Annotated in this window: 10 protein-coding genes; 3 read left to right on the top strand and 7 right to left on the bottom strand. The window is 51.7% G+C overall.

Annotation, left to right across the window (positions count from 1 at the left end; genetic code table 11):
• Window positions 1-17: 17 nt before the first annotated feature.
• Complete coding sequence (locus ACTJKB_RS10615) at window positions 18-1,655, bottom strand: GGDEF domain-containing response regulator (protein WP_440833781.1); 1,638 nt, start codon at window positions 1,653-1,655, stop codon at window positions 18-20.
• Window positions 1,656-1,892: 237 nt separating this feature from the next.
• On the opposite strand from ACTJKB_RS10615, the gene ACTJKB_RS10610 reads away from it, so the two are divergent.
• Together ACTJKB_RS10610 and ACTJKB_RS10605 are read left to right on the top strand one after the other, a co-directional pair.
• Window positions 1,893-2,162 carry an ACT domain-containing protein gene (locus ACTJKB_RS10610; RefSeq protein ID WP_074087745.1) on the top strand — a complete coding sequence of 90 codons (270 nt, stop codon included), beginning with the start codon at window positions 1,893-1,895 and terminating at the stop codon, window positions 2,160-2,162.
• A gap of 50 nt (window positions 2,163-2,212) precedes the next feature.
• Window positions 2,213-3,568 carry a PFL family protein gene (locus tag ACTJKB_RS10605; protein WP_440833899.1) on the top strand — a complete coding sequence of 452 codons (1,356 nt, stop codon included), beginning with the start codon at window positions 2,213-2,215 and terminating at the stop codon, window positions 3,566-3,568.
• A 116-nt stretch (window positions 3,569-3,684) separates the two neighbouring features.
• Here the strand turns inward: ACTJKB_RS10605 and ACTJKB_RS10600 are convergent, their stop codons facing one another.
• The 3 genes from ACTJKB_RS10600 to ACTJKB_RS10590 form a co-directional block, all read right to left on the bottom strand.
• Window positions 3,685-4,557: a sigma-70 family RNA polymerase sigma factor gene (locus ACTJKB_RS10600; RefSeq protein ID WP_440833897.1), complete on the bottom strand. Its 873-nt coding sequence runs from the start codon at window positions 4,555-4,557 to the stop codon at window positions 3,685-3,687.
• 102 nt (window positions 4,558-4,659) lie between these two features.
• Window positions 4,660-5,106 carry a carboxymuconolactone decarboxylase family protein gene (locus ACTJKB_RS10595; protein WP_074087741.1) on the bottom strand — a complete coding sequence of 149 codons (447 nt, stop codon included), beginning with the start codon at window positions 5,104-5,106 and terminating at the stop codon, window positions 4,660-4,662.
• 373 nt (window positions 5,107-5,479) lie between these two features.
• Window positions 5,480-6,943 carry an MFS transporter gene (locus tag ACTJKB_RS10590; RefSeq protein WP_440833778.1) on the bottom strand — a complete coding sequence of 488 codons (1,464 nt, stop codon included), beginning with the start codon at window positions 6,941-6,943 and terminating at the stop codon, window positions 5,480-5,482.
• Between the two features lie 265 nt (window positions 6,944-7,208).
• Between ACTJKB_RS10590 and ACTJKB_RS10585 the strand changes: the two genes are divergently transcribed.
• Window positions 7,209-7,634 carry a MarR family winged helix-turn-helix transcriptional regulator gene (locus ACTJKB_RS10585; protein WP_440833896.1) on the top strand — a complete coding sequence of 142 codons (426 nt, stop codon included), beginning with the start codon at window positions 7,209-7,211 and terminating at the stop codon, window positions 7,632-7,634.
• Window positions 7,635-7,789: 155 nt separating this feature from the next.
• Here ACTJKB_RS10585 and ACTJKB_RS10580 read toward each other — a convergent pair whose 3' ends face one another.
• From ACTJKB_RS10580 to ACTJKB_RS10570, 3 genes are read right to left on the bottom strand one after another with little or no spacing between them, the layout of a single operon-like run.
• Window positions 7,790-9,475, bottom strand: coding sequence for an extracellular solute-binding protein (locus tag ACTJKB_RS10580; RefSeq protein ID WP_440833776.1), 1,686 nt, complete (start codon window positions 9,473-9,475; stop codon window positions 7,790-7,792).
• A complete protein-coding gene (locus ACTJKB_RS10575; protein ID WP_440833774.1) occupies window positions 9,472-10,869 on the bottom strand; it encodes a response regulator transcription factor in 1,398 nt (465 codons plus the stop codon). Before ACTJKB_RS10575 ends, ACTJKB_RS10580 begins: the two co-directional genes overlap by 4 nt.
• The gene (locus tag ACTJKB_RS10570; protein WP_440833773.1) at window positions 10,862-12,607 is read right to left on the bottom strand and encodes a sensor histidine kinase; all 1,746 of its coding nucleotides are present in this window, start codon (window positions 12,605-12,607) and stop codon (window positions 10,862-10,864) included. Before ACTJKB_RS10570 ends, ACTJKB_RS10575 begins: the two co-directional genes overlap by 8 nt.
• Window positions 12,608-12,672: the final 65 nt, after the last annotated feature.

Genomic DNA, 12,672 nt, shown 5'->3' with positions numbered 1-12,672 from the left:
TTGTGTAGGCTTCTGTTCTAGAACAGAAATCTGTGGGCCAACCGCTCTATACGGGTCAACAGCTCCGGCAGATGAAACGGCTTCACTACATAATCATCGGCTCCCATCTGCAAAGCATGAATAATATCGCGCTGGTTATTCCTTCCTGTCAGCATGATTACCAGAATATTCACTTCCGGGTAGTTGCTGCGAATCCGTTCCAGAACCTCCAGACCATCCAGCTCCGGCATGATTCCATCCAGCAAAATAATATATTTTCCGCCTTGCGCATACCAGTCTGATTCCAGAAACAGCGGACCGCTGGCATAGCTGCTGACCTTCACAGAGTCGATACCAGCCGGGTCCCAGGATGAAAAATGATGAGTCACAATCCGCCGGATCAGCGCATCGTCGTCCACAACAATCACATTCAGCAGGGATTCGGCTTTGCCTGTGTCCAGCTTGTCTGTATACAGGGTGGTCCGGTTCCGTCCCGTATTCTTGCTGACGTAAAGCGCCTGGTCCGCTTCCCCGATCAGTCTGTCCGGTTCATTCACTTCCTCTCGGACCTCCGTAATGCCGCCGGAGAAGGTCACTTGAAACTCCTCTTTTTTCGCGGTAAAGGTTCTTGCAGCAAGCTGCTGCTGGATCCGGTCCACGACCAGCAATGCAGAAGCTGCATCCGTATTCGGCATGAACAAGGCAAACTCTTCCCCTCCGAAGCGGCAAAAGGTATCTTCTACCCGAATCGAATGGCGCACGACTTCAGAAAAGGTCTGCAGCACTTCATCACCGATCAGGTGGCCGTATGTGTCATTCACCAGCTTGAAATGATCAAGGTCCATAAGGGCCAATGAAAATAACCGGCCGGTCCGGCGGAAATCGGATACCAGCTGCTTCATGGTCTGGTTGAAATATCTGCGGTTGAACGCTCCGGTCAGCTCATCTACGATAATCGATTCCTGCCATTCGCGCTTCAGTTCAAAACGGTTCTTAATCAGTACCAGGAATAAATCGATATCCAGCGGCTTCGGCATATAATCCATCACACCCAGTGAGTAGGCATACATCTGAATATCCTTGCCGTACTCACCGCTGACGATAATAATGGGAATCCGCTCTTTCTTTGCCTTACCGATGATTTGCTTCAGCACATCAATCCCGCTTTGGTCCGGGAGCAGGATATCGAGCAGAATCAGATCCGGTTTGCCCTCGTAAAATATCTTCAATCCGCGTTCGGCGGATAAGGCAATACTCACATAATAGGACTGCTTCTCCAGGGATTCCCGCAAAAAAGCAACCAGTTCTACATCGTCATCAATGATCAGAATTTCTTGTTGGATCGGCATCCCGTGAACATGCCCTGACTCCTGCGAACGGGAGCCCAGCGGCCCCACATCTGTATCCATTTCGTCGCCAAAAAGCTCCAGAAGAGGGTACAGATAATCTCCCCACTCCTCTTCCGGCCAGCTGCGGTGGATATCCTCCGAGAAATAGAGTAGTGTGCTGTCTGCCAGCTTCTCGACTTTGATAAGGCCTACGGTTCCGGCGGTCCCCTTCAAATTATGAAGGAAACGGTAAATATCCTTTTCACTTACGAATTCTTGTTCAGACCATGTTTGGACGGTTTGTCTGGTACGCTGCTCGACCAGCTCTTTGTATTTTCTCGTTGTCATCTTAACTCCTTCGAGCTGCTAATATATACAAGCCAGTAATCATAGCTTCTTAACTCTGTCAACTGTATTCTATGTAAAATGAGGCTTAAGATCAAATCTGTAAGCAGATGGACAAAAAAACTTCGGTTGTCGATTCCCCTTTCCTTTGCCATAATAATTGAAACGGTTCATTCCATTAAAGCGGCGGATGGACAAAGCACCAGATAAATATTAAATAAATAATAGGAGGCTTTTTCATTGAAGGGGATTATCACAGTACTGGGTAAAGACAAAGTTGGAATTATTGCAAAGGTATGCACCTATCTCGCAGGCCATAATTTGAACATTTTGGACATTTCACAGACGATTGTACAGGATTATTTCAACATGATGATGATCGTGGATATTTCCGCGCCTAGCAAATCTTTTGAAGAGATTGTGGAAGATCTGCAGCATGTGGGCGAAGAGATCGGTGTGGAAATTAAGCTCCAGCATGAAGATATCTTTAATATTATGCACCGGATTTAAGACGGCTGAGGACAATAGATGTGAATATAATTTAAGGAGTTAAACCTATGATTTCAATTGGCGAAGTGCAGGAAACGAATAAAATGATCCGGGAAATGAATCTGGATGTCCGTACGATCACAATGGGGATCAGTCTCATGGATTGTGCCCACACAGATATGCGCGTGTTCAACCAAAATGTCTACGACAAAATCACCCGCTCCGCTGAGAAGCTGGTTAAGACCGGTGAGGATCTGGAACGGCAATTCGGGGTACCCATCGTCAACAAGCGGATTTCGGTGACCCCGATCTCTATCGCTGCTGGCGCCATTCATACCGACACCTATGTGCCGGTGGCCGAAATTCTGGACAAGGCTGCAAAAGAGGTCGGTGTAAACTTCATCGGCGGCTTCTCGGCTCTTGTCCAGAAGGGCTGTACCAAAGGTGACCGGATTCTGATCGACAGTATTCCTGAAGCGCTGGCAGTTACGGAAAGAGTCTGCTCCTCCGTGAATGTCGGCTCCTCGCGCAGCGGGATCAATATGGACGCAGTGAAGCTGATGGGCGATATTATTCTTCAGACTGCGGAACGTACCAAGGACCGCGATTCCATCGGTTGTGCCAAGCTGGTGGTCTTCTGCAATGCGGTTGAGGACAACCCGTTCATGGCTGGTGCGTTCCACGGGGTCGGTGAACGCGAATGTGTAATCAACGTAGGTGTCAGCGGTCCGGGTGTAATCAAGCGGGCACTGGAGGAAGTGAAGGGCCATGACTTCGAGACTCTTTGCGAGACGATCAAGCGGACCGCCTTCAAGGTTACCCGTGTGGGGCAGCTGGTAGCCCAGGAAGCGTCCAAACGGTTGAACGTACCTTTTGGCATTATCGATCTGTCCCTGGCACCCACTCCGCTGATCGGTGATTCTATCGCCGAGATCTTCCAGGTCATGGGGCTGGAGGAAGCGGGAGCACCCGGCACAACAGCCGCGCTCGCCATTCTGAATGACAATGTCAAGAAAGGCGGCGTTATGGCTTCCTCCTACGTCGGAGGACTCAGTGGCGCCTTTATCCCGGTCAGTGAAGACCATGGCATGATTCAGGCGGTGCAGCGCGGCGCGCTGACGCTGGAGAAGCTGGAAGCGATGACCTGCGTCTGCTCGGTCGGGCTCGATATGATTGCTATTCCGGGCAGCACCAGCAAAGAAACCATTGCAGGCATCATTGCTGACGAAGCCGCTATCGGCATGGTCAACAACAAGACTACAGCGGTCCGCGTGATTCCGGTCATCGGCAAGGAAGTCGGCGAAATGGTTGAATTCGGCGGGCTGCTCGGCTATGCGCCAGTTATGGCTGTGAACAAGTTCGACTGCTCGGGGTTCGTGAACCGGGGCGGCCGTATCCCCGCTCCAATACACAGCTTCAAGAACTAGATCCATGAAGAAGCGCCGCCTGCCCGGGCAACGGGGAGACGGCGCTTTTTTTTGACCTGACGTTAATGGAGAAGCCTCCAATGCTCATGTTTATCACAGGCTTCTATGGATACCGGTTAAATATGACCCAGCTTGCTGGCAGCCATCATCAGATATAATTCCTGAATCTGCTCTCCACTCTTGTCCAGTGCCAGGCAAAGTACTGCTCTAACCACTCCCTGCTGCCTGAACACAAGATTCTGCTCACCGTTGATCCAGTCTATATCAATTTCCCATTCGCGCATCTGTTTCAGTACCCGCCGTGAGGTCAGCAGAGCCAGCACGCCCTTACGTCCTGCCATAGGCCTAAGAATGGTATGCACTTCCTGCCCGCCTCCATCGCCGATAAGTACCGGTTGCTCGGCCAGCAGCTCAAGCATTCCGTGAACATCATATGCAGTAAATGCCGCTGTGAACCTTCGCAGCAGCTGTTCTCTTGAAGCACCATTGCCGGCATCCGGTTGTGGTGCCGAAGACGGTCTGGCTTGAAGCGTCCGCTTCGCCCGGCTAAAGATTTGCCGGCAGTTGCTCTCGGATTTGCCGAGCATTTCTGCTATGGCATCATATTCGTACTGAAAAGCCTCTCTCAGCACAAATACAGCTCTTTCGGTTGGTGTTAAACGCTCCAGCAGCACCAGAAAAGCATAAGACAGCGTATCCTTCCGTTCCGCTGACGCTTCGGGCCCGTCATCAGCCTCACTTACCGGCTCCGGCAGCCACTCGCCAACATATGTCTCCCTGCGGCTGCGCGCCGAGCCAAGCATATTCAGGCAGCGGTTAGTGATGCCCTTGGCCACATAAGCCTTTATATTTTGAATACCGCCGGGTTCCCGGCGCTGCAGCTCTGCAAAGCAGTCCTGTACGGCATCCTCCGCATCGGCTACGGTTCCGAGCATTCTGTAAGCAATTGAGAAGGCGTAACGATAATAACTGCGGTACAGCTCCTCCATGCGGCTCCCCCCTATGGTCTCCGGACCCGTTCGAATACCCGCCTTGCTTCCCAGGTCTTTCACTGCTGTCCCTCCAGTGCTTAATGACTCGCCGCTTCTATTTTAATTAAAACAGCCCGGATACATTCCGGTAGAAATCGCGATCCGGTTCCAGTTGTTGATCGTATTGATCGCCAGAATCCAGTCCACATATTCCTCCTGGCTGAAGTGTTCCATAACCTTGTCGTACAGTGCCACGGGAACACCCCCTTGACTGATAAGGGTAACGGCCTCAGCAAACTCAAGCAGCACCTTTTCCTTTTCTGTAAACAGCGGAACCTCATGCCATACACTAAGCAGTAAAATATGGTCTGCATAATCGCCCAGCTTCATTAAGTCCTTGGCGTGCATATCCAGACAGAAGGCGCAGCCGTTGATCTGGGAGACCCGTATTTTCACTAATTCATATAATACCTTATCCTGGATCCGCCCGCCCGCATGCTGCTCCATTGCCATCATTGCCCGAAAAGCCTGTTCATTTGCCGCTCTGTAATTAAATCTTAAACTCATTCTAATCGCCTCCATAATGTGTGTACATAATGAAGACAATGTGGCGTGATGATTTGTGACAAACCGCTCCAAACACATAAAAATCAACCATGTAGTGCCCTAGCGGTGCTTTCAAAAATCCACTATATAAATTAAACTAACAAGCAGATTTCTTGATTGTATACCGTTTATAACGGGTGAAATCCGCAGACAAAGGCGGTCGCTATCGCTCCTCCAGTTCCAAACTTCTCTTCCGCCACTTCTCCCTCAATAGGTGAGCCTAAGTTGACGTACTAGGAAAAGCCTCCCGGCCTGACTCAGGCTGGAAGGCTTTTGCTTAAATATGACTTACGAAATGAGCATCCCAGTACTGCAGTATCAGGCTGCCAGAATATCAGACCGCGGCATTCTTTGCCCTCTTGGCTTTTTTGATCGTGATCATCCGCCAGCCAGTCAGCAGTGCCGAAACTAGACAGATGGCTGACGAAGTCATGAACACGACATGCATGCCGGAGAGGAAAATATCCGGACGGTCCGGAATCAGGCCGGTTACCCGGTAGCCCGCTTTGCTGCTCATTACATTAAAGAGTATGGTCGTGGCGATGGTGATCCCGACCACCATACCCACATTACGGACCAGCGAGTTGACGCTGCCTGCCGAGCCCAGCTGGGTTCGCGGCACTTTGGACATAATCAGCGAGTTGTTGGGCGACTGGAACAGACCACTGCCGATTCCTAGCATGGCGATCCACACACCCACCAGGGCTACCGCGCTACCGTCATGCAGACGGGCTAGGCCGAATTGAGCGATGACCATCACAATCAGTCCGGCGAAGGTCAGGAACTCTGAACCTATTTTATCGGACAAGGCCCCGCTCAGCGGAGCTACAACGACCATGGAAATCGGGAACAGCATGAGCAGGAAGCCGGCATAGAATGGTGACAGGTTCAGCATGTTCTGCGCATAGAACGGGGCAATAATGTTAAAGCAGAAGTTCGCCACGAATACCAGAAACGCACACAGGATGCTGAGTGAAAATAAGGGGTTCTTGAACAGCGACAGCTGCAGGAGCGGCTGGGTCCGGCGCAGCTCCACAATAATAAACGCAAGAAAGGCAGCGGCAGCGGCAATCAGTGCCGAGAGAATCCGGCTGTCGCCATACCCGAGCTGCTGTCCAAGCAGCAGACCTGCGAATAAGGACACTATGAATATGGCGAACAGGAGGCTACCGGGCAGATCAATTCTGGATTTTACCCGGATCAGATCCTTCGGAAGGACCTTCCACCCAAGCACAATAGCGATTAGGCCAATCGGAACATTCACCCAGAAAATATATTCCCAACCCAATGCCGAGACAATAATCCCGCCCAGGCTGGGACCTGCTATACTGCCGAGCGAAACGAAGGTCCCGATCAACCCGAGCGCTTTGCCGCGCTCCGTGGCCGGGAAAATGTCCGTGACAATCCCCTGGCTGTTAGCCATGGTCATTGAAGCTCCAATTGCCTGAATGACCCGGGAAGCGATCAGAAACGGCAGGCTTGCACTCAGGCCGCAGAGCAGTGATCCGATGATGAAGATAACGGTTCCGATTTTGAAAATCCGGATCTTGCCGGCGATATCCCCCAGCTTTCCGAAGAACAATATGGCTGCGCAAATCGCCATCAAATAACCGGTTGTAACCCACTCGACCTGTGCCATCGGCAGCTGCAGCTTCTTTACGAGCACCGGCAAGGCAATATTCACAATGCTTCCGTCAAGCGTGGACATAAAGGTGAACAAATTCAGAACGATTAATATTATCCAGCGCTTCTTCTGAACCGCCGCATCCTCCTGATAGGTTGCACTGATTGTACTCAACTAAAACACCCTCTTCGAACATTTTTCGCTATATAGTTGCGTCCGCAACAATTTGATCTTTCCTAGTGTACCCCAATTTAGTTGCATGCGCAACTATATTAATGTACTATCAAGTGGAAACGACTTCGCCGTCCTTATAAGGGACGGAATCCGTTTCAGCGAGAAATAGAAGGATGATTTATAGCGTGAAACCTATAAATCCTTATATTTTTGAGTTGAGCCTGCTGACTGCAGGATATTGACCAAAGAGGTGTGCATGTTGAATTTGAAAAGAGAACCCATCGGCAAGCTGATCTCCCAGCTTCATCGCCAGCACCAAAAGTGGCTGGTCAAAGAACTGTTGCCTTATGGCATCGGCAGCGGCGGGCAGCATAGCTTTTTGAAGCTGATTCTGAATCATCCTGGCATCACACAGGATCAAATGACAAGTGAAATGAAATTCGATAAAGCCACTACCGCCCGCTCAGTGAAGCTGCTTGAGGAAGCCGGATACATTGAGCGCAGAACAGATCCCACAGACCGGCGTTCCTCCCTGCTCTATCCGACAGCCAAGGCAGTGGAGTTCGCCCCGGTTCTGCAATCGATCCTGGCAGAGCTGAACCGCAAGCTTACCCTCGACTTCACTGAGGATGAGGTAGACCAGCTCGTTATTTTACTGCAAAAGGTCTATAAAAATTCAGAGAAACTCTGAACGCAAGTGCAAGCAACGTCAGCGCCGCATCATGAGTATTGCTACAGGCCGGAATCCTCCTTATAGGGGACTCCGGCCTGTGCTTCTGCTACGGGATACCATACTTCAGTGTTCAGTCCCTCCAACGTCAATTAACGGATTGGTGCCGAATGTCGCTACCGGCTCGTGGAAGTGCTGCCCGCAAGCTGCGTAACCTCTTGGGTTATGGCCTCTCCGCCCATACGTTTCCACTTGGCTACAAAGAGGTCAAAATCACTGAGGGGCGAATCACCCACGATGATATTCAGGAAGGTTTCGCTCTCCAGCTTCTGCAGTTCAGGCCACTTACTCCGCATATGCAGTGTGCTTCCGTAATAGACACTGCGTACTCTCTCGATCGCTGTCGTGGACAATACAGCGACTCCGTATTTATAGGCATTTGCCGCTTTCCAGCCCTCCAAATTTTTTTTGGGCTGCTCCTCCTCTGCAAGCCAGTGCTCATAGAGCAGTCTGGTGTCTGGGTCTAGTGAATCCGGATCGATCTTGCCGTGAACCGCCTGCTGCACATCCGCATAATGCTTCTCGATAGCGTCTGCATAATCAATCAGCAGATCGAACGGGTAATACGCCCGGGGCTGAATGCCGGTCTGCGCCGAGAAATCATCCAGACTTCGAACCGCATCCTCATTCGGATCTCTTCTTCGCTCCAGCCGGGTGAAGGCATTCAGCAGCTTCACTACGGCTTCGGGATGCTCATAACCCTTGCGGACCACCAGATAGCGGTCGGTGACCGGGGCCATATGGGTCACAAATTTGCCGGATGCATCCAGCGGGGCGGCATAGGCCCGCCACTCCGCCTTGGTATCCGCAGCGACTGCCTCCGATAGCGGATAATAAGGCATCCACCACGGGCCGAAGAACATCCCCGCTTTGCCGGAAATGATCGGTTCCTGCGTCTCCTTATACAAGGCAAAGTCAGGATCAATGAGTCCCCGCTTGTACCAGTCGGCCAGCTTGCCCAGTGCCTCCTTGGTCTCCGGCGTAATCGAACCATAAACAATATGACCCTTGCTATCCTTGATCCAATTGGTGGGAAAAGCATGAAATGCGCTGAATAGGGTATCTAAGCCGTTAACATGGGGTTTTGTGCCGTACACGATATTGTTATAGGCACTTAACCCTACGGTGTCCCGCTTGCCGTTTCCGTCCGGGTCTTTCTCGATAAATGCCTTGGCAATGGCTTCAATATCCGAAAAGGTACGCGGAGCCGGCAGCTCCACCTTGTCCAGCCAATCCTGACGGACCCACAGCAGGGACGGCGAATCCGCATTAATCGCCACGTTGGGCAGACCGTACAGCCTGCCGTTCCGGGATGCATCCCCAAGCGCTTCGCCTTGGGTGGAATCATACATATCCTTGATCAGCTCGGAAGCATACTCCTTGTAAATTTCGGTCAGATCCGCAATCATATCGCTGTCCATCAGCGTTTTGAGCTGGTCCCTGTCGACCACCATCGCATCCGGGAGATCGTTGCTGTCGATCGCCAGCTGTGCTTTTTGCGTAAAAGTTTCTTCACCCTTCGCTTCCCAGGAATGAATGATCTTGATATTCGTCAGATTCTCCAAATAACGTGAAATCGGATTATTGTCATTGCTGTCTCCCGTATTGAGCCGGGAATCGGGTACTTTGAAGCCAATCCGCATCATTACCGGATTCTCATATCTCCCGTAAGCAGCCGCATCTGCATGATTTGCCGGATTTGCAGCGCTTGCTGAGCCGGCAACCGGCATACCGCCTCCCCGGCAAGCCGTCAGGGAGAGCAGAGCCACGGCAGCAAGAACATATTTCACCAATCTCCTCACCTCTCCATCGCCTCCGCACGATATTCGCTTGGCAGCTTGCCGACATGTTCACGGAATAGCCTGCTGAAGTAGCGGTCATCCTCAAATCCAGATTTGCCTGCGATTTCACATACCGGATAATGGGTCTCCAGCAGAAGAGTTTTGGCCAATTCCAGACGCATGCTTCGCAGGCTCTCTCCAAAAGTCTCCCCGGCAAAACGGGCAAAACACTGGCTGAAGTAGCCTCTGCTCATATTGATCTCGGTGGCTACATCCCCTTGGTTGATTTTATCTCCTGCATGGGCTCTCATGAAGCGGACTGCACGAATCAGACAGAACATGACCTCTTTGCTCAGTCCGAGCTCAAGCATCCGCCGCTGGACACACCCGGAGAACTGCCGGAGCCAGTTTTTCCATTGATACCAGTTCAAGTTCCCGTTAACCGAGGTTTCCAGTTGGTCTGATTCGTCTGCCTTCAGGATCAGTTGGCTCCAGTCCTGGAGCAGCGATTGGCTGAATGCCGTAATCTGATCATGCCCCGGCTGCCGCTGCTGCACCCTGGAGGTGAACACTTCCCAAGCTTCACGGTCCAGCGTCCATCTAAGATTCAGCCCTTCTGCCAAAATCTCTTCTCCTGCGGGATGCCGCCCACCGGCCATTCGCTTCAGCTCACCAAAGTTCAGTCGGGCAGGCTCCTCCGCCCCGCTGTAATAAAAAAGCGCTTGCCGCAGCGTCTTGCCCAGCACATCCTCAACTTCCTGAATCTGCCGGTCTCTCAGCCCGTTAACCAGCGCCGCCCGCCATCGTCCGCCTAGTACCCTTGTGAACTCCAGACAGGCTTCATCCACTGTAAAACGGCTGAGCAACGGGGTCATCCACATGTCCTGAATAGCGATCAGCGGATTATTCTTCGTTACTGCAAGCCGAAACAGTTCTTCTTCATTACCACCCTGCAGCCGTGGAAGATAGATTAGCGCCAGGTCAGCGGCCACCACCCGGCCCTCTCCACGTGCCAGCAGTTCCCGCGTGCTGTCTTCCCATTTCACGCGCTCAACCAGCCGGCGGATGGTCTCATCGGCATTTTCCACTTCCAGCAGGGTTTTGACAATGTAATCAACGGCTCCGAGGCGCAGTGCCTCCTGCACATAATCAAATTCATGATGGCAGGTCAGCACCACACAGCGAATAGCCGGAAAGCGCTGGCGCACTTGCCGAATCAGCTCAAAGCCGGACATACCGGGCATGGTCAGATCGACAAATAAAAGGTCTGCCTCCTGCTCCAGGAGCAGTGACAAGGCGGCGTTGCCGTCACCGGCTTCGCCGACGATCACCACCCCGAAGGACGACCAGTCAATCAGCGAGATGAAGCCTTTGCGCACCAGGCGCTCGTCATCGACTACAACAGCTTTAATCATCGAAGTCCTCCTTGCCTTTAATGGGAATGATAATGGTGATGGTGGTTCCTTCCCCTACTGCACTGTGAATCTGCAGGGTCATCCGCTCTCCGTAATACGTCCTCAGCATACGCATGACGTAGGAGAAGCCAATCCCAAGCCCGCGCTTCCCAACATCTCCGTCGGCCAGCAGCTCCCCGATCTGGACCTCATCCATGCCTGTTCCGTTATCCCTGACACACAGCTGCACTTCCCCCGGACCATGGGCCGTAATAATGACATCTACCCTGCCGTTGTCGCTGAGTCCATGATAGATCGAGTTTTCGACCAGAGGCTGGAGCAGAAAGCGCGGAACCGCTGCACCCAGCACTTCTTCATCTGCCTGCACATTGAATTCAAACTCATAATCGTAACGGATGCGTTGTAGCTCCATATAATTACGGATAGCTTCTATCTCTTCGCCAATCGTGACAATGATACTCTGTTTGCCAAGGTTATAATGGAGCACCTTCACCAGCAGCGTGACCAGCTTGTCGATCTCCTTCTGGCCGTTCAGCCGTGCAAGCCATTGCACTGTATTCAGTGTGTTATGAAGAAAATGAGGGTTGATCTGGCTCAGCAGCTTCTCGATTTCAAATTGGCTTTTCTGCTTCTCATTGCGGGCTACAGCCAGAATCAGCTCGTTGACCTGATCCTTCATCTGCTGAAAGTTCGTCAGCACAAAGTCGAACTCCTCGACATTGGTGAAGGCTACCGGAGCCGTTACATTCTCCGCCATACGGATAATTTCAAGGTTCACCTTACGTAATGGGCCATAGATCCTTCTCCAGATCAGCCAGGCCAGCATTCCGGCAAACAGCAGCGTTAACAGGGCGAGCAGAATCATTTTGTAGAACCAGGTATAAATTTCGCTGTTAAATACTGATTTCTTAACGACAGCTACAAGCTTCCACCCTTGCGGACTCTCGTAACGGAACAGATGATAGCCATCAAGCTCCTCATGGGCAGCCTCTGTGCTTGTGCCAGCAGCATCCACAACCCGTGCAGGCACTTGGCCGTCAATGATATTCGTAGCCGTGCCATCCTGGTTGACGAGCAGATGATTCACCTGCATCCCGTAAGCCTGCGGATTAAAAATTTTGCGCAGCAGACTGTAGTTCGTCTCCAGATAAACGTACAGATCATGCTGGCCGTTCACCCGGACGATTCTCCGCTCCGAAAAAACAACATTGTCGCCAACCGCATACATCGTCCCGTGGGGCCCGTAATAATCAGCCCCGTTGTAACGCATAAAGGATGGGAGCCGGCTGATATCAAAATTCCGCCTTGTGCTCATATTGGTGAACAGCACCGGGTCCTCGCTGCCTGGCATAATATAGGCTGTCAGACCGATGTAGGGATTGGTGAAGTTCACGAGATTGATCTTCTCATTGATGGAATTCATGATCTGGGATTTGCGGTAGATCTGCTTCTCCTCCAGAAAGGACGACATCTCTGCTACGATTTGACCGTCCAGCGCAAACTGCTTAGAGGCGAAATCCAAATTATCGATGGCATTCTCCAGGCTGAGCGCTTCCTGCCGCAGACTTGCGCTGATACCGCTGCCGATTTTGCCGGAAAGAATGGAATAGATCGAAGTATACGAGACTATTCCGACAATGAGCAGCGGCAGCAGTGTTCCGACCAGCAGGTAGATTACTAAGGTCATCCGCAGGGAATGGCTTGCCGGAGCATGCCTACCAGCGTTCCTTTTGAGCATCCGCACGTCCTTTTTCTCCTCCAATGAAAGCGTTTTATCCAATACTGATAGAATACCAGATTTAC

Origin of the sequence: Paenibacillus sp. 22594, assembly GCF_052044425.1 — a bacterium.
Lineage (GTDB): Bacteria > Bacillota > Bacilli > Paenibacillales > Paenibacillaceae > Paenibacillus_AQ.
Note: the sequence above shows the minus strand (reverse complement) of the source record. Positions and strands in the feature narration are given on the sequence as shown.